15 protein-coding genes and 1 pseudogene are annotated in these 17,403 nt (G+C 71.2%); 9 read left to right on the top strand and 7 right to left on the bottom strand.

Features of this window, described 5'->3' with window-relative positions; translation table 11 throughout:
* Nucleotides 1–27: 27 nt before the first annotated feature.
* Nucleotides 28–324, bottom strand: coding sequence for a DUF3574 domain-containing protein (locus MOTC310_RS21345; RefSeq protein WP_331303383.1), 297 nt, complete (start codon nt 322–324; stop codon nt 28–30).
* 104 nt (nt 325–428) lie between these two features.
* Nucleotides 429–1,718: a phosphopyruvate hydratase gene (gene eno, locus MOTC310_RS21340; protein WP_012317987.1), complete on the bottom strand. Its 1,290-nt coding sequence runs from the start codon at nt 1,716–1,718 to the stop codon at nt 429–431.
* A gap of 195 nt (nt 1,719–1,913) precedes the next feature.
* On the opposite strand from eno, the gene queF reads away from it, so the two are divergent.
* Nucleotides 1,914–2,366: a preQ(1) synthase gene (queF, locus tag MOTC310_RS21335; protein WP_331291055.1), complete on the top strand. Its 453-nt coding sequence runs from the start codon at nt 1,914–1,916 to the stop codon at nt 2,364–2,366.
* A 64-nt stretch (nt 2,367–2,430) separates the two neighbouring features.
* Here queF and MOTC310_RS21330 read toward each other — a convergent pair whose 3' ends face one another.
* Complete coding sequence (locus tag MOTC310_RS21330; RefSeq protein ID WP_012317985.1) at nt 2,431–2,769, bottom strand: hypothetical protein; 339 nt, start codon at nt 2,767–2,769, stop codon at nt 2,431–2,433.
* Between the two features lie 333 nt (nt 2,770–3,102).
* On the opposite strand from MOTC310_RS21330, the gene MOTC310_RS21325 reads away from it, so the two are divergent.
* Complete coding sequence (locus MOTC310_RS21325) at nt 3,103–3,777, top strand: class I SAM-dependent methyltransferase (RefSeq protein ID WP_331303206.1); 675 nt, start codon at nt 3,103–3,105, stop codon at nt 3,775–3,777.
* A 5-nt stretch (nt 3,778–3,782) separates the two neighbouring features.
* Here the strand turns inward: MOTC310_RS21325 and kdsA are convergent, their stop codons facing one another.
* A complete protein-coding gene (gene kdsA, locus MOTC310_RS21320) occupies nt 3,783–4,637 on the bottom strand; it encodes a 3-deoxy-8-phosphooctulonate synthase (RefSeq protein ID WP_331303205.1) in 855 nt (284 codons plus the stop codon).
* A 10-nt stretch (nt 4,638–4,647) separates the two neighbouring features.
* Nucleotides 4,648–5,136: a hypothetical protein gene (locus tag MOTC310_RS21315; protein ID WP_331303204.1), complete on the bottom strand. Its 489-nt coding sequence runs from the start codon at nt 5,134–5,136 to the stop codon at nt 4,648–4,650.
* A gap of 369 nt (nt 5,137–5,505) precedes the next feature.
* On the opposite strand from MOTC310_RS21315, the gene MOTC310_RS21310 reads away from it, so the two are divergent.
* A complete protein-coding gene (locus MOTC310_RS21310; RefSeq protein ID WP_331303203.1) occupies nt 5,506–6,525 on the top strand; it encodes an alpha/beta fold hydrolase in 1,020 nt (339 codons plus the stop codon).
* A 75-nt stretch (nt 6,526–6,600) separates the two neighbouring features.
* Here MOTC310_RS21310 and MOTC310_RS21305 read toward each other — a convergent pair whose 3' ends face one another.
* On the bottom strand, nt 6,601–7,776 hold the full coding sequence (locus MOTC310_RS21305) for an amidinotransferase (protein WP_331291048.1): 1,176 nt from the start codon (nt 7,774–7,776) through the stop codon (nt 6,601–6,603).
* 210 nt (nt 7,777–7,986) lie between these two features.
* Here MOTC310_RS21305 and MOTC310_RS21300 point away from each other — a divergent pair, with 210 nt between their 5' ends.
* From MOTC310_RS21300 to MOTC310_RS21275, 6 genes and pseudogenes are all read left to right on the top strand, one after another.
* Nucleotides 7,987–9,099 (top strand): flippase-like domain-containing protein, encoded by a 1,113-nt coding sequence (locus tag MOTC310_RS21300; RefSeq protein ID WP_331291047.1) that lies wholly within the window; start codon nt 7,987–7,989, stop codon nt 9,097–9,099.
* A complete protein-coding gene (locus MOTC310_RS21295) occupies nt 9,090–9,713 on the top strand; it encodes an MlaC/ttg2D family ABC transporter substrate-binding protein (protein WP_331303202.1) in 624 nt (207 codons plus the stop codon). Before MOTC310_RS21300 ends, MOTC310_RS21295 begins: the two co-directional genes overlap by 10 nt.
* Nucleotides 9,714–9,800: 87 nt before the next feature.
* A complete protein-coding gene (gene hpnI / locus MOTC310_RS21290) occupies nt 9,801–11,009 on the top strand; it encodes a bacteriohopanetetrol glucosamine biosynthesis glycosyltransferase HpnI (RefSeq protein ID WP_331291045.1) in 1,209 nt (402 codons plus the stop codon).
* A gap of 57 nt (nt 11,010–11,066) precedes the next feature.
* The gene (gene hpnJ / locus MOTC310_RS21285) at nt 11,067–12,500 is read left to right on the top strand and encodes a hopanoid biosynthesis associated radical SAM protein HpnJ (RefSeq protein ID WP_331303201.1); all 1,434 of its coding nucleotides are present in this window, start codon (nt 11,067–11,069) and stop codon (nt 12,498–12,500) included.
* Nucleotides 12,501–12,621: 121 nt separating this feature from the next.
* A pseudogene (gene hpnK, locus MOTC310_RS21280) lies at nt 12,622–13,457 on the top strand (hopanoid biosynthesis-associated protein HpnK).
* 32 nt (nt 13,458–13,489) lie between these two features.
* Nucleotides 13,490–14,365: a bifunctional helix-turn-helix transcriptional regulator/GNAT family N-acetyltransferase gene (locus MOTC310_RS21275; protein ID WP_331303200.1), complete on the top strand. Its 876-nt coding sequence runs from the start codon at nt 13,490–13,492 to the stop codon at nt 14,363–14,365.
* A 57-nt stretch (nt 14,366–14,422) separates the two neighbouring features.
* Here the strand turns inward: MOTC310_RS21275 and MOTC310_RS21270 are convergent, their stop codons facing one another.
* Nucleotides 14,423–17,089, bottom strand: coding sequence for an MMPL family transporter (locus tag MOTC310_RS21270; protein ID WP_331303382.1), 2,667 nt, complete (start codon nt 17,087–17,089; stop codon nt 14,423–14,425).
* Nucleotides 17,090–17,403 lie beyond the last annotated feature (314 nt).

Genomic DNA, 17,403 nt, shown 5'->3' with positions numbered 1-17,403 from the left:
AAAGTGGGAAGCGCCGCGCCGGCGTCGTCAGAACAGCGCGCAGCTCCGCTGGAGCACCAGCCCGACCGCGCCCTGCACGAAGCGGCGCCGGTAGGCCTCCCGGATCTCACGCAGGGCCGCGACCGCCTCGGGCGTTTGTTCGGTGACGATCAGGACGATGCGGGCGGCCTCGTGGACGATCCGCCCGTCCGGCCCGCGCCACTGCCCCCGGCCGGCGAACACGGTCAGCCCCTCCGGAAACCGGGGGGTGATCCGCTCGGCGAGGAACCGGTCGAAGGCGGCGCCCGGGACGCGGCCGCCGTCCGGCCGCGACAGGCCGAACAGCAGCTGCGCGCTGAGCGTCGTGCGGGCGCCGTCGCAGAGCGGGTCCGCGCCGGCGGGGCCGGCCGCCCCGAGACCGAGCAGGCCGGCCAGCAGGATCCGCCGGATCAGCGGCGGGCGAGCTGCTTGAGCGCCGACGGGCCGGCGTAGAGCGCCTGCGGGCCCAGGCCCTCCTCGATGCGGATCAGCTGGTTGTACTTGGCCAGTCTGTCGGAGCGGGCGAGCGAGCCGGTCTTGATCTGTCCGCAATTGGTGGCGACCGCGAGGTCCGCGATGGTCGAATCCTCGGTCTCGCCCGAGCGGTGCGACATCACCGCGGTGTAGCCGGCGCGCTGGGCCATATCGACCGCCGCCAGCGTCTCGGTGAGCGAGCCGATCTGGTTGACCTTGATCAGGATCGAGTTGGCCGTGCCCTCGGCGATGCCGCGGGACAGGCGCTCGACGTTGGTGACGAACAGGTCGTCGCCCACGAGCTGGCAGCGGTCGCCGATCTTGTCGGTCAGGAGCTTCCAGCCGGCCCAGTCATCCTCCGACATGCCGTCCTCGATGGAGACGATCGGGTAGGTCGCGACGAGCTGGGCGAGGTAGTCGACCTGCGCCTCGATGGTGCGGGTCTTGCCCTCGCCCTCGTACGCGTAGGCGCCGTCCTTGAAGAACTCGGTGGCGGCGCAGTCGAGCGCGAGCGCCATGTCCTGGCCCGGCTTGAAGCCGGCGGCGCTGATCGCGTCCATCACGAAGTCGAGGGCGGCCTCGGCCGACGGAAGGTTCGGGGCGAAACCGCCCTCGTCGCCGACATTGGTGTTGTGGCCGGCCTTCTTCAGCTTGCCCTTGAGGGTGTGGAACACCTCGGAGCCCATGCGCACGGCCTCGGCGAGCGAATCGGCGCCCACCGGCATGATCATGAATTCCTGGAAGTCGATCGGGTTGTCGGCGTGCGCCCCGCCGTTGATGATGTTCATCATCGGCACCGGCAGGACCCGGCCCTGCACGCCGCCGACGTAGCGGTAGAGCGGCAGGCCCGAGGCCTCGGCCGCGGCCTTCGCCACCGCCAGCGACACGCCCAGGATCGCGTTGGCGCCGAGGCGGGCCTTGTTGGGCGTGCCGTCGAGCTCGATCATCGCCTCGTCGACCGCGACCTGGTCCTCGGCCTCCATGCCGCCGATCGCGTCGAGGATCTCGGTCTGGGCCGCCTCGACCGCCTTCAGGACACCCTTGCCGAGGAAGCGATTCTTGTCGCCGTCGCGCAGCTCCACCGCCTCGTGGGCGCCCGTGGAGGCGCCCGACGGCACCGCGGCGCGGCCGAAGGAGCCGTCCTCCAGGATGACGTCGACCTCGACCGTGGGGTTGCCGCGGCTGTCGAGGATCTCGCGGGCGCTGATATTGGTGATCGCGGTCATGGAACGTCCTCTCGCGGGGGCCGCGGGTCGGCGGCCGCGCCCAAATCAGGGGTGCGGCGCATCGCGGCGGCTTATCCGTCAAGCCGCGGCCGGCGGCAAGCGCCGGGACGGTGACGGCGCACAGCCGGGTCCGCCCGGGAAAGCGTCGCGGATCAGGCGGATGCGCGCCGCGTCGGCAGGCTCTATATGCCCGCCATGACCTCCACCGACGATCTCCAGCTCGGCCAGCCGACGCCCTTCCCGACCTCACCCGAGGAGGCGCGGCTCGACCGGGTTCCGAACCCGCACGCGGATACCGACTACGTCGCCCGGTTCACCGCGCCCGAATTCACCTCGATCTGCCCGGTCACCGGGCAGCCAGATTTCGCGATCCTGGTGATCGACTACGTGCCCGGCGCCTGGCTCGTGGAGTCGAAGTCGCTGAAGCTCTACCTCGGCTCGTTCCGCAACCACGGCGCGTTCCACGAGGATTGCACCGTGGCGATCGGCAAGCGGCTGCGCGACCTTCTGGAGCCGCGCTTCCTGCGCATCGGCGGCTTCTGGTATCCCCGCGGCGGCATCCCGATCGACGTGTTCTGGCAGACGGGCGAGCTGCCGAAGAACGCGTGGCTGCCGGATCCGGGCGTGCCGCCCTACCGCGGACGCTGATCGGCCAAATGAAAAGGGCGACCGGCTCGCGCCGGTCGCCCCCGATCCTCTCGGATCTCCGATCTCAGTAGCCGTAGCCGTAGTAGCCGTAGCCCGGGGCCGCGTAGCCGTAGCCGCCGTAGACGGGGGCGTAGCCGTAGCCGTAGGACGGGGCGTAGCCGTAGCCGCCGCCGTAGTAGCTGTCGCGGGCCGCGCCCGCGGCGATCGCACCGGCCGCGAGGCCGGCGATGCCGAGGCCGATGGCGGCGCCGGTGCCGATGCCGCGACGGCCGCGGTAGTAGCCGTGGCCGTAGCCGCCGTAGCCGCCGTGGTAGCCGTAGGGACGCGCCTCGGCGCTCGTCGTGACGGCCACGCTGCCGAGAGCCATGGCGGCGGCGGTGGCGATGATACCGATCTTGCGCATAGTGTTCCTTCTCGATCCTCGATCGAACATGCCCATTAACGTGGCCGCACCCGGACAGTTCCAGATTTCACGGCGTGCTTGCGTGCGGATGCGCACGCGGGCGGGATTATGAACCGCCGTTCATCGTTCCCGGCTCTCCGTTGATTGTGGTCAAGCTCGGGTGCCTCTTCGCGAAGAGCCTCCAAACTCTTGCGCGGGGGCGTTCGGGCCGCGGGCGACGACTGCGACGCGCGGGACTTCTGTCCTGAGGCCGCGACGGCTGTTCCGTTCGCGCGGAGGAAATCCATCCTCTTCCGGCGCGGTCGTGCTACGGATTCCGGCGGAGGACCGACGATGGATGCCCTGACCCTGATCCGCGACAGCTTCGCGCCGCTGGCCGGCAAGCGCATCCTCGATATCGGCTGCGGGCCCGGGACATTGGCGCGGCGGCTGGTCGACGCGGGCGCGCGGCTCACCGGCATCGATCCCGGCGCGGCGGTCCTCGCCCGGGCGCGGGACACCGTGCCGGAAGCGCGCTTCGAGGCCGCGAGCGGCGAGGCCCTGCCCTTTCCCGCGGCCAGCTTCGACGGCGCCGTGATGCTGAATTCCCTCCACCACGTGCCGGACCCGGCGGCCGCCCTCGCCGAGGCGGCGCGCGTGCTGGTGCCGCGCGGCCGGCTCGTCGTCGTGGAGCCCCTGGCCGAGGGCAGCTTCTTCGACGCGCTGCGGCCGATCGAGGACGAGACCGCAGTCCGCGCAAGCGCCCAGGACGCCATCGCGGCCGCCCGCGCCCGCGGCGCCTACACGTGTCTCCGCGACGTGACCGTCGCGCGGGAGGAGCGCTTCGACTCCCTCGACGGCTTCCTCGCCCGCGTCAGCGCCGTGGACCCGGCCCGCGAGGCGACCATCCGGGAGCAGCGGCCCGTGGTGGAGGCGGCCTTCCTCGCGGCGGCCGCCCGCGAGGCCGACGGGCGGTTCGGCCTCGTCCAGCCCCTGCGGATCCAGGTTCTTGAGCCGGCGACGGCCTGAGAACGTCAGCCGACCCGGCGCTTGGCGAGGCGGTCGAAGGCGAGGAGGTCCTCGAGCAGGGCCGGCATGTCCCTCAGCGCCACCATGTTCGGGCCGTCGGAGGGCGCCCGGTCGGGGTCGGGATGGGTCTCGATGAACACCCCCGCCACGCCCACCGCCACGGCGGCGCGGGCGAGGACGGCGACGAATTCCCGCTGGCCGCCGGAACTCGCCCCCTGCCCGCCGGGCTGCTGCACCGAGTGGGTGGCGTCGAACACCACCGGCGCGCCCTGCGTGACCTGCGCCATGATCGGCAGGCTGCGCATGTCCGAGACCAGGGTGTTGTAGCCGAAGGAGGCGCCGCGCTCGGTGACGATGACGTTGGGATTGCCGGCCTCCGTCACCTTGGCGGCGACGTGCTTCATGTCCCAGGGCGCCAGGAACTGACCCTTCTTGATGTTGACCGCCCGGCCGGTCGCGGCGGCGGCCAGCAGCAAGTCGGTCTGGCGGCACAGGAAGGCGGGGATCTGCAGCACGTCCACCGCCTCCGCGGCGCGGGCGCACTGCTCGGCGGCGTGCACGTCGGTCAGCACCGGCAGCCCGAGGGTCTCGCGGATCTCGGCGAAGACCGGGAGCGCCCCGTCCAGGCCGATGCCCCGGGCGGCGCTGCCCGAGGTGCGGTTGGCCTTGTCGAAGGAGGTCTTGAACACGAGGCCGAGGCCCAGGCCCGCGGCCATCTCCTTGAGGGCGGCGGCGATCTCCAGGGCGTGCTGGCGCCCTTCGAGCTGGCACGGGCCGGCGATCAGCGTCAGCGGCAGGTGATTGGCGAAGCGCGCGTCGCCGACTTGAACGACGGGGCCGGGTGTCTCGATCTTCGACATGCCGGCCGGTCTAGCCCGCGCGGCGGATCCGCGAAAGCCCGGGCCGGGGCGCGACCCGGCAGACCGTGCGATCGTCCCGGAGGGCGTCGGTGCGCGGGCCGGTCTCGCACAGCATCAGGATGCGGCCGGCTCCGCCCCGGCGCGGGGCGTCCGCCAGCAGGCTGGCCTGGTGGAGGTTGAGCGCCAGCACCTCGACCGCGGCGGCGTCCGCCCCGGCGAGCGCCTGCGCGGCCCGGCCGATCAGGACGAAGTAGGCCGGCGACGGCTCGCGGTCGCGGGAGGCCACGGTGATCCGGGCGGGGGCGCGGCAATCGAGGCTCAGCCGCTCGGCGTCCTGCGCCCGGAACACCGCGACCGGCCCGGCCCGCCCGGCCAGGGAGGCGCCGGTGGTGCGGATCACGCGCGCGGCGAGGACGTCGCAGGCATCCGCCGCCCGGGCCGGGGCCGGCCCGAGAAGGAGCGCGCCGGCGAGGGCGGTCAGGGTGGTGAGGCGCAGCATCGGGACATCCGCGGTGGCGACGGTCGCGCCCGGGAGATAGCGCGCGGAGCGGCGGGCGCGAAGCCGCGCCGCTCCGCGGGGCGTGGACAGGGGCGCCCGGATGNACGCGCGCGGCGAGGACGTCGCAGGCATCCGCCGCCCGGGCCGGGGCCGGCCCGAGAAGGAGCGCGCCGGCGAGGGCGGTCAGGGTGGTGAGGCGCAGCATCGGGACATCCGCGGTGGCGACGGTCGCGCCCGGGAGATAGCGCGCGGAGCGGCGGGCGCGAAGCCGCGCCGCTCCGCGGGGCGTGGACAGGGGCGCCCGGATGACCGATCTGAGCGGGCGGCGCGGCGCCGCACGCCGCACGCAGATCAGGCTCCGACGCGGCCATGCTCCGAATCCTCCTCGCCTCCGTCCTGGTGGCCCCGCTGGCCCTGCTGCCGGCGGGACCCGCTTCCGCGGAGCCTCTGCCGCAGCCGACCTACGGGCCGGAGCTCGAGGGCTTCGCCTACCCGTTCCCGGTGGAGCGGTTCCAGTTCACGTCGCAGCGCCAGCCGCTGCAGATGGCCTATCTCGACGTCCGGCCGGCGACGCCGAACGGCCGCACCGCGGTGCTGCTCCACGGCAAGAACTTCTGCGCCGCCACCTGGGAGAGCCAGATCCGGGCGCTCAGCGCGGCCGGGTACCGGGTGATCGCGCCGGACCAAGTCGGCTTCTGCAAGTCGAGCAAGCCGGCGGCCTACCAGTTCACCTTCCGGCAGCTCGCCGAGAACACCCACGCCCTGCTGGAGAAGCTCGCGGTCGAGCGCCCGATCCTGGTCGGCCATTCCACCGGCGGCATGCTCGCCGCGCACTACGCCCTGCTCTACCCGAAGGCGGTGGAGCAGCTCGTGCTGGTCAACCCGATCGGCCTGGAGGACTGGGCCGCCAAGGGCGTGCCGCCGACCTCGGTGGAGCAATGGTACCAGCGCGAGCTGAAGGTGACGGCGGCCTCGATCCGCGCCTACGAGACCGCGACCTACTATGCCGGAGCCTGGGAGCCCCGCTACGAGCCCTGGGTGACGATGCTGGCGGGCCTCAACGCCGGCCCCGGCAAGGAGGCGGTCGCCTGGGACTCGGCGCTGCTCTACGACATGATCCTCACCGAGCCGGTGGTCTACCGGTTCCCGCAGATTGCCGTCCCGACCCTGCTCATGATCGGCCAGAAGGACAACACGGCGATCGGCAAGGACCTCGCGCCGCCGGAGGCGCGGGCGAGCCTCGGCAACTATCCCGAACTCGGCAAGGCGGCCGCCAGGGCCATCCCGGGCGCGCGGCTCGTGGAATTCCCGGATCTCGGCCACGCGCCGCAGATGTCCGACCCGGAGGGGTTCAACACGGCGCTGATCGCGGGGATCGCGGCGCATTAAGCGACGCGTGACATCTCCCGTCATTCCGGGGTGCTCGAGGCGCCCCGGAACGACGACGGGTCGGGCGGGCCGATCCTAGAAGTACGACTTCAGCACGCCCCGGCGGCGGACGTCGAGGGTCGCGCAGTGGAACGAGCCGCCGAACGGGCCGTAGCTGAGGAACGGCGCCGGGATCGGATCGAAGCCCCAGTCCTTCAGAGCCTTGATCAGTGTCGGCTGGCTCTGGTCGACGACGATCTTCTTCTCGGTGATCGCCAGGACGTTGATCGAGGTCCAGGGCGAGCACATCGAGATCTTGCTCATGAAGCCCTCGACCGGGTCGGGGCGCGGGGCGATCAGCACGTCCCACTTCTTGAGCACGGCCGGCAGCTTCTCGACGTCGACGTAGTCCGGGTTCACAAGCACCTTGCCGGGGGCCAGCGGCATGAACGACGAGTCGATGTGCATCGGCTGCGGGCAGCGGCTCTCGATCTCGTGGATGCGGAAGCCCGGGCCGAGATGGCGGCGCAGCCACTCGATGCCCATCAGGTTCGTCACGTTGGAGCGGGTGACGAACAGGTCGCGGCCGCAGCGCACGAAGTCGGCGGCGTCGAAGACCGGCTCGAACTCGTTGACCGTGAACTGCATGGGCTCGCCGGCCTTCAGGTTCGGCACCCGGTAATCGTAATTGTAGAGGTCGTCGGTCAGCTGCGGGCGCGGTGCGGAGGTCCAGCGGGCGCCGGCGCGGAAGTACTCCTTGAACAGCGACCGGTAGGCGTCGCCCTCGAAGTAGCGCGAGCGCCAGCACATCGGGCTCTCGATGATCTCGTCGCCGATGACGAGGTACGGGTCGCGCGGGCAGGCGACGCAGAAGCCGCGGGAGGACCAGCGCGGCGCCTTGAACTTCTTGGAGAAGTCCACCGCGTCGGGGCGGCGGACCTTCACGCCCTCGCCGGCGAGAATGGTGATGAAGTTGTCGAGCTCGGCCTGGGCGAGCTTCTTCATGAACTTCGGATACTTCCAGCCGCTCGCCAGCCGGTAGAACGGCTGCGCGGCGCGCGGCAGGTTGAAGATCACCGTCAGGTGGTGGGTCGGGATCGTGGCGCCGTCGAGCGAGCCGACGATCACCTCCTCCAGCGGATCCCACTCGTTCCAGGCCATCACCGGGGACTGGGGCGCCGGCACGCCCGGTCCGGTCCCTCCCTGGAGGCCGCCCGCGTGCGTGTCGTCGGTCACGGCCTCCAGGGCCGTGATCGGTGATTCGCGCTCCATGACGTGTGCCCCTTCTGCGACGTGCCGCGGCCTTCTGCGCGGGCTTGTCAGCCCCGCCGCCGCTTTGGCCCCCGGTGTGTCAAACGGGTGATAGACACCGCTAATCCGTGCTGCAACGTGACAGAAACGTTCCCGGGCCGACGGACCTATTTCTGCCGCGACCGTGACCGATTTCCCGCATCAAGCCTTTTGCGAGCTTGAAAGACGACAATGAAGCGCCTGACGACCCTGGCCTCGATCGCCGGTCTGTGCACGGTCGTCGGCCTGTTCATGTCCTCCGGCCTGGAGGACGTGTCGGCCGCCGTCGTGAGTGCCGGCTGGGGCGCCGCCCTGGTGGTGCTGGCCCGTATCGTGGCCGTCGCGTGGGCGGGGCTCGGCTGGTACGTCGTGTTCCCCGCCGGCGCGACCAAGCTCGCCGACTGCGTCTCGCTCCGCTTCGTCCGCGAGGGCATCAACACGCTGCTGCCCGTCGCCACCGTCGGCGGTGACTTCGTCGGCGCCCGCCTCCTGTCGAAGCGCGACGTCCCGGGCGCGCTCGCGGGCGCGAGCATGTTCGTCGACCTGATGACCCAGGCGCTGACGCAGCTCCTGTTCACGGTGCTCGGCCTCGCCCTGCTGGTCCTGATCTCCGGCGACGGCCCGATCGCCCACACGGTCGAGGGCGGGCTGGCCCTGGCGGTGCCGGCGCTCGGCGCCTTCTACCTGATCCAGCGCCGGGCCGGTCACCGCCTGATCCAGGGCCTGCTCAGCCGCTTCGCCTCCGGGCGCGAGTGGCGCGCCTTCGGCGCCATCGATCAGCTCTACGGCAGCCTGCGCCGGCTCTACGGCAATCACGGCCGGTTCGCGCTGGCCCTGGTGGTTCATCTGGCCGGCTGGGTGATCGGCACGCTCGAAGTCTATGTCTGCCTGCGGTTCATGGGCTACCCGATCGACTTCGCGCAGGCGCTCATCATCGAGAGCCTCGCCCAGGCCGTGCGCGGCGCGGCCTTCGCTGTGCCCGGCGCCCTGGGCGCGCAGGAGGGCGGCCTGATCGCCCTGTGCGGCCTGTTCAATATCCCGGCCGAGGCGGCGCTCGCCCTGTCGCTGGTCAAGCGCTTCGCCGATCTCGGCGTCGGGCTCCCGAGCCTCCTGCTCTGGCACCGGATCGAGTCCAAGCTCCGGTCCGAGGCACCCGAGGAAGAGGAGCGCGAGCCGGAGCCGGAGGCGGCGCGCAAGGCCAAGAGGGTCGCGCAACCCGCCACCCTCGGCCCGTTCTACAGCTACGCCCCGCCGCGCATGGGGGCGCGGCTCGGCGACGGCGAGGAGTTGAAGAAGTGCGCCTGACCCGCCGGCTCGCGGCCGCCCTCATCGCCGCTCCCTTGGCCCTGCCGCTGCTCGTCCCGGTCCCGTCATGGGCCGCGGACGATCCGGCCGTTCAGACCGTGCGCGACCTCTACGCGGCCTTCTCGGCCGCGCTGAAGGACGGGCCCGGCCCCCTGCCCGCCCGGGTCGAGGCCGTGGGTCCCGCGCTCGACAGGGCGTTCGACTTCCCCGCCATGACCCGCATCGCGGTGGGCTCGAAATGGTCGAGCTTCACGCCGGAGCAGCAGGCTGCGGTGATCGACGCCTTCAAGCGGAGCCTGACCGTCACCTACGCCAACCGGCTGGCCCGCGCCGCCGGCGGCAAGTTCGACGTGACCCCGAAGGTCGAGGAGCGGGGCGCCCAGCGCGTCGTGCCGACCCGCGTCACCGCCGCGGACGGCGACGATTCGGCCGTGGACTTCGTCGTCAATGCCGACAACCGTATTCAGGACGTCCTGCTCAACGGCGACGTCAGCGAGATCGCCGCGCAGCGGAACGCCCTGTCGGCACCGCTGAAGTCGGGCGGGGCCGACGGCGTCGTGAAGTTCCTCCGGGCGCGGACCGACGGCATGCTCGCGGCCAAGCCGACGCCCTGAGCGGCGTCGGCGCCTGCGCCGACCTGAACCCGGCCGTTCGCGGCCATCGCCGCCTCGGCGGCCGGACGACCGCACGGATCCGACCGGATGGATGTCTCCTCCCTGGCGCTGCTCGGCCTCTCGTGGCTCTCGCTGCTCTGCCTGATCCTGGCGGCGGCGGGCTGCGTCTACGGGCTGGCCGCCGCCTTCTGCGCCGGCCGCTACGCGCGCCGCCGCCCGCCGGTGCTCCCCGCCGGCGCGACGCGGCCCTCCGTGACCGTGCTGAAGCCGCTCTGCGGCCTCGAGCCCAACCTCTACGCGAATCTCGAGACCGTGCTGCGCCAGGATTACGGCGGGCCGGTCCAGGTCCTGTTCGGCGTCCAGAGGCCCAGCGATCCCGCGATCGGCGTGGTCGAGCGCCTGCAGCAGGCCTATCCCGAGGCCCGCATCGACCTCGTGATCGACGGCCGCCAGCACGGATCGAACCGCAAGGTCTCCAACCTGATCAACATGGCCGAGGCCATCGCCCACGACGTGGTGGTGCTGGCCGACAGCGACATGGTGGTGGGGCCCGACTACCTGGAGCGCCTCGTCGCGGAGCTGTCGCAGGACGGCGTCACCGGCGTCACCTGCTTGTACCACGGCGTCCCGGCCTTCCGCGGCCTCTACGACCAGCTCTCGACGCTCGCGATCGACACCCACTTCCTGCCCAACGTCGTGATGGGCCTGAGCCTCGGGCTGGCCAAGCCCTGCTTCGGCTCCACCGTGGCCTTCACCCGAGCGAGCCTGGAGGCGGTCGGCGGCTTCCGCACCTTCCGCAACGATCTCGCCGACGATTACGCCATCGGCGCCGCCCTGCGCGGCCTCGGCGGTCGCGTGGTTATCCCGAGCTTCACGATCGGCCATACCAGTGTCGACACCGATCTCTCCGGCCTGTGGCGCCACGAGCTGCGCTGGAACCGGACGATCCGCACCGTCGACCCGGCGGGCTACGCCGGCTCGATCGTCACCCACGCCTTCCCGCTGGCCCTGCTGGGCGCGCTCCTGCCCGGTGCCGGGACCGGCGCGCTCTGGGTCGCCGCGGCGGCGCTGGCGAGCCGCGTCCTGCTCTGCCGGCAGCTGGAGCGGGCCTTCGGCCTCGCCCCGCACCCCTACGGACTGTTGCCGATCCGCGACATCCTCTCCTTCCTGAACTTCTCCTGGGCCTTCGTGTCGGGGGCGGTGACATGGAAAGGTCACGATTATCACGTGGTTGCGGATGGCACCCTGATCCCGGACGCTGAACTCGGCCGCGATGCCGGCGCGCCGCTCCGCTGAACCCGGCTTCCTCGTCCTCCGCCCCTCCCCCGGCATTGCCCTGAGGCCTTGAACCCCATGCGCACGCTCTTCCTCCAGGCCCCCACCTTCGACGGTTTCGACGGCGGTGCCGGCTCCCGTTACCAGGCCAAACGCGAGATCAAGTCGTTCTGGTACCCGACCTGGCTGGCCCAGCCGGCCGCCCTGGTGCCGAACTCGAAGCTGATCGACGCGCCGCCGCACAACATCAAGCTCGCCGAGATCGTGGCCCAGGCCAACGACTTCGACCTCGTCGTGCTCCACACCTCGGTGCCGTCCTTCAAGTCCGACGTGAAGACGATCGAGGCGCTCAAGGCCGCCAACCCGAAGCTCATCGCCGGCCTGATCGGCGCCAAGGTCGCGGTCGACGCCGCCGGCGCGATGGCCCAGGCCCCGGTGGTCGATTTCTGCGCCCGCAACGAGTTCGACTTCACCGTCAAGGAGGTCGCCGAGGGCGTCCCGATGTCGGAGATCAAGGGGCTGTCCTATCGCGACGCCAACGGTGTCGTGGTCCACAACGAGGACCGCGAGATCATGACCGACATGGACCAGCTGCCCTTCGTCACCAGCGTCTACAAGCGCGACCTGGAGATGGAGAAGTACTTCATCGGTTACCTGAAGCACCCCTACATCTCGTTCTACTCCGGCCGGGGCTGCAAGAGCCGCTGCACCTTCTGCCTCTGGCCGCAGACGGTCGGCGGCCACACCTACCGCACCCGCTCGGTCGCGCACGTGATCGAGGAGATCAAGTACTGCCTGAAGGAGTTCCCGCAGACCAAGGAGTTCTTCTTCGACGACGACACCTTCACCGACAACCTGCCGCGCGCGGAGGAGATCGCCCGCGAGCTCGGCAAGCTCGGCGTCACGTGGTCGTGCAACGCCAAGGCGAACGTGCCGCGCGAGACCCTGAAGGTGCTCAAGGAGAACGGCCTGCGCCTGCTGCTGGTCGGATACGAGTCCGGCAACCAGCAGATCCTGCACAACATCAAGAAGGGCATGCGGGTCGAGGTCGCCGAGAAGTTCACCAAGGATTGCCACGACCTGGGCATCGCCATCCACGGCACCTTCATCCTCGGCCTGCCGGGCGAGACGAAGGAGACGATCCAGGAGACGATCGCCTTCGCCAAGCGGATCAACCCGCACACGATCCAGGTCTCGCTGGCGGCGCCCTACCCGGGCACCTTCCTGTACAAGCAGGCGGTGGAGAACGGCTGGCTCGACATCGAGAACGCCGAGCTCGTCGACGAGAACGGCGTGCAGGTCGCGCCGCTGCACTACCCGCACCTCTCGCACACCGAGATCTWCACCTCGGTTGAGGAGTTCTACAAGAAGTTCTACTTCCGGGCGCCGAAGATCGCCTCGATCGTCAGCGAGATGGTGCGCTCGCCCGACATGATGAAGCGCCGACTGCGCGAGGGCGTCGAGTTCTACCGCTTCCTCAAGGAGCGTCAGGGCACCGCCAAGGCGGCCTAAAGTCAGGGGTCCGGGGCCTGCGGCCCCGGCGGGGAGCGGGGCGGAGCCCCGCACCTCTTCCAGGGCTCCGCCCTGGACCCGAGAGAGGGCGAGCCCTCTCGACACCCGTTACGAGGTTACCGTGAAGCGTCTGGTCGTCACCGCGGACGATTTCGGGCTGAGCCCCGAGGTCAACGAGGCCGTCGAGCAGGCGCATCGCGACGGGATCCTCACGGCGGCGAGCCTGATGGTCTCGGCGCCGGCCGCCGCCGACGCCGTGGCGCGGGCCCGCCGGATGCCGTCCCTGCGGGTCGGGCTGCACCTCGTCCTCGTGGAGGCGTGGCCCACCCTTCCCGCCGCGGACCTGCCCGACCTGACGGACGCGGCCGGCCTGATGCGGTCCGACATGGCCCGCCTCGGCCTCGACTTCGCCCGCCGGCCCGCGGCCCGGCGCCAGCTCGCCGCCGAGATCCGCGCGCAGTTCGAGGCCTACCGGGCGACCGGCCTGCCGCTGGACCACGTCAACGCCCACAAACACTTCCACGTCCACCCGCTGATCGCCGGCGCGGTGCTGCGCGTCGGCCGCGACTTCGGGATGCGCGCCCTGCGGGTGCCGCGGGAGCCGCGGGAGCTCCTGCGCCGCGCCGCGCCCGTCCGCGGCCGGCCCTCGACATCGCCCCCTGGGCGGCGCTCCTCGCCGTGCGCGCCCGGCAGGCCGGGCTGCTGATCCCCGACCGCACCCTCGGCCTCGCGTGGTCCGGCGCCATGACGCCCGCCCGTGTCGCGGCCCTGCTGACCGCACTCCCGGACGGGCTGACCGAGCTCTACACCCACCCGGCCACAGCCGGCGGCTTCCCCGGCGAGGCGCCGGGCTACCGCTACGCCGCCGAGCGGGACGCGCTGATCGCCCCCGCTTCCCGTTTGGCCGCCGACGCGTCGGGCGCCGTCCGAGGTGGGTTCTCCGACTTCCTCGGTTGACCCGGGTCGTTATCTGACTTTAGTCAGATAACATGGGTCCCGCCGAGATCGCCCGCGTCCGTCGCTTCGCCCGCGCCGTCACCGCCGAGGTCGGCGCGCTCGACTCCTCGTTCCTCGGCCGCGGCCGTCCCCTGGGGGCGGCGCGCGTCCTGAACGCGATCGGTGCCGGACGCACGGAGGTCGGCGAGATCCGCACCTATCTCGGCCTCGATTCCGGCCTGATGAGCCGCCTCCTGCGGGGCCTGGAGGAGGAGGGCTTGGTCGCGACGGCGCCGCATCCCGCGGATGCCCGCCGCCGGGTCGCGTCCCTGACCGAGTCCGGGCGGCGCGAGTTCGCGGCCTACGAGGCGCTGTCGGATGCCCGCGCCGTTGCCCTGCTGGAGCGCGCGCCGCGGGTGGACGCGCTGCTGCACGCCATGGACCGGGTCGCACTGGCCCTCGGCCACGACGCCGTCGCGATCACGGAGGCTGATCCGACCGGCGCGGCGTCCCGCGCCTGCCTCGCCGCCTACTACGCCGAGCTGGCCGCCCGATTCGCGGGCGGTTTCGACGTCGCTTTGTCCTGCGACCCGGGGGCGAGCGCCATGATGCGACCGCGCGGCGTGTTCCTGCTCGCCGTCGCTGACGGGTTGCCGGTCGGATGCGTCGGGCTCAAGGGGAGCGGCGGCGCCGTGGCGGAGATCAAGCGGCTCTGGATCGATCCCGCGGCCCGCGGGCTGGGCTTCGCCAAGCGGCTCATGCAGGAGGCCGAGGCCGCCGCCCGCGACCTCGGGATCCGGACGCTGCGGCTCGACACCAACAGCGCCCTCCCCGAGGCCCTGGCGCTCTACCGGCGATCGGGCTGGGTGGAGATCGACCGGTTCAACGACGACCCCTACCCGGACCACTTCTTCGAGAAGGCCCTCTGAAGATTCCCGAGGCGCCGACCGCTCCTCGGTCGGCCCTGCTCGGTCGGCCGGCTCGCCCTACTTGGCCGGCACCGGATCCTGGTGCGGGGCGGTCTTGCGCAGGGCCGCGCCGGCCGCCTTCTCGGCTTCCGGACGGTCATCGTCGGGCTGCGCCGGCGGCTCACCGAGGGTCGCCGGCACGACGAAGAACGCCGCCACCAGGGTGAAGAACAGCGACAGCGCCAGCAGCTTGCCCATGCTCGCGGTGCCCGGATGGCTCGACAGGACCAGCGACCCGAAGGCGCTGCCCGTGGTCAGCGCCGAGAAGAAGATCGCCCGGGTCAGGCTGGAGGCGAGCATGTCGGTCACGCCCGCCCGCCACGCGATGACGTAGTAGATGTGGAACGCGACGCCGACCGCGAGCATGAGCGGCAACGCGATGATGTTGGCGAAGTTGAGCGGCATGCCGACGATCCGCATCGCCATCAGCGTCCAGAGCGTCGCGATCACCAGCGGGCCCAGCGTCATCGCCACGTCCCACGGCTTGCGCAGGGCGACCGACAGGATGACGAAGATCAGCACGAAGGCCGTCACCGCCGCCTGAACGAAGGCGCCCAGGATCGTGTAGCTCGACTGCGTCGTGGCCACGGGCGCGCCCGTGGCGTGCGGGGCGACCTTGAGGACCTCGTCGGAGAAGCGGCGGAGCACCGTGTCGTCGTTCGAGTCGCCCTTCGGGTGAACCTCGATGCGCGCCCGGCCGTCCGCCGCCACCCAGTCGGCCTTGAGCTGCGGCGGCAGGTTCTCCAGCGTGATCTTCTCAGGGTGCAGCAGGTCGCGCAGGCGCGCGAGCAGCGGCACCAGATCCTTGGTCAGCGCCACCGAGGCCGCCTCGCGCAGCTGAACCGGACCGGCGGCGAGCTTGTCGAGGGTGCCGGCGAGCTGCTTGGCCTCCTGGGCGCCCTTCGCGTCCCCCTTGGCGTCGGCGGACAGGCCGTTGAGCGCCGTCGCGGCATCCTTGAGCGCCTTGACGTTCTCGGCGTCGGTCGGCGGCGGCGGCCGGCGACCGGGATTGAGCACAGGGTCGAGGAGCTGGGCCGTATCGGCGATCTGGGCCAGCTTCTTGTCCTGATCCCGCGGCACGAAGGTGTCGATACTGTTGACCGAGGCGGTGACCGGCAGGGCCAGGAGCGTCTTCGACAGCGCCGGGACTGCCTCGGCGCTGGGCGCCAGCACGTCGATGAAGTTCGGGCTGGTCTCGGGATTCTTGATCAGGTCCAGGTAGGTCGCGATGGACTGCGTCTTGGCGCTGCGCAGGTGCATCGGGTTCGAGTCGAACGGCAGATGCCAGAGCAGCGGCGCGCCGGCCAGGGTCACGAGGCCGACGCCGATCAGGATCGGCTTGCGGTGCCGGATGATCCACGGGTCGACGCCGACGAGCCAGTCGGTCTGGACCGCCGCCTTCTCGCCCACCGGCTTGAACACCGCGATCAGCGCCGGCAGCAGGATCAGCGAGAACAGGAAGGCCACGATCATGCCGACGCCGGCGATCAGGCCCAGTTCCGACACGCCCCGGAAGGCCGTGGGCAGGAAGGCGAAGAAGCCCGCCACCAGCGACACCGCGGCGAGCGTCAGCGACCAGCCCACGCCCCGCGCCGCGGCGCGGATCGCGCTCTGCAGCGTCGGCTGCTCGTAGCGGTCGGCCCGGTAGCGCACCGAGAACTGGATGCCGAAATCGATGCCGAGCCCGACGAACAGGGCCGCGAAGGCCACCGAGATCGGGTTCAGCTCCTTGACCATGATGAGGCCCAGCGCGGCCGTGACCACGAGGCCCGCGAAGGTGGTGATGAGGACGGCGCCGACGAGCTTGCCCGAGCGCAGGGCCAGCCACAGGAACAGCACGATCGCGCCGACGATGATGCTGTTGTTGAGGCCGGCATCCTCCGACAGCGTCGCGAACTCCTCGTCCGCCACCGCCACCGTGCCGGTCAGGCGCATCCGCAGGCCGTTCTGCGCGTCGATTCCGAGATCCTTGGCGACGTTGCGGATCAGCTTGGTCGCCTGGTAGCCGGGCTCCAGGGCGTTGAAGTCGAGGACCGGCTGGATCACCACGAACTTCATCTTGTCGGTGACGCTGGTCTCCCCCCCCGACAGGAGTTCCTGCCACGACATCCGCGCCGGCTGGCCCGTCAGCACCTTCTGCAGGGTGGCGTCGATCTGCCCGATGGGCTTCTCGAGATCCTCGATCTTGGCGTCGCCGGACTTCACGCCGCGCGCGCCCAGCGTCAGCACCCGCATCACGCCGCGCAGCGACGGGTCGGCGGCGAGCGGGCCGAGCAGCCCCTGCTGCTGGGTCAGCGCCTCCAGGGTCTTATCGAGGTCCGCCTGCGACATCAGCAGCAGACCGTTCTTGTTGAAGAACGGGCCGCCGTCGGGCCGGTAGACCGTCTCGATCAGGTTCTTGTGCGCCGTGAGCGCCTTGGCGAGGTTGGCGGCCGCCTCCTCGGTCTCCTCGGGCGTCTCGCCGTTGATGACCGCCACGATCGTGTTGCTGCGCTGCGGGAACGCCTTCTCGAAATTGATCTCGTCCTGCCGCCACGGCTCTTTCGGGTCGATCAGCCGCTCGACGTCGGTGTTGATTCGGAACAGGTGCGCCGCGACTCCGAGGCTCGCGACCGTGAGGAACGCCGTGAAGGCGATCACGATCCACCGATACCGCACCGAGAACGCGACGAGACTTTCGATCACGAGCACCCTGCCTGTTCGCATCGGACGCGCCCCGTGCGCGGCCGGCTCCTGCCATTTGTCCGGTCCGAACCGGGACCACCGACACGGGCGGGCTCAGGGCTCCGCCGATCGATTGCTCCGCGATTCGGTCGGGTGCGCATCGGGTTCGAGGAACGCCGCACCGCCCGATCCTGACGCGCCGGCCGCGTGCGGCGCCCGACTGACTCCGCGCGACGCGGTCCGCGGTCGGGTCGCCCACCGCGGGCCAGGACTTGCATCGCGGCCACGAGGCTCAGTAAAGAGGGCGATGCCAGATTGCAACGCGGCCGCCACGG

It is taken from the genome of Methylobacterium oryzae, from assembly GCF_036441375.1.
In the GTDB taxonomy this organism is placed as follows: domain Bacteria; phylum Pseudomonadota; class Alphaproteobacteria; order Rhizobiales; family Beijerinckiaceae; genus Methylobacterium; species Methylobacterium oryzae_A.
Note: the sequence above shows the minus strand (reverse complement) of the source record. Positions and strands in the feature narration are given on the sequence as shown.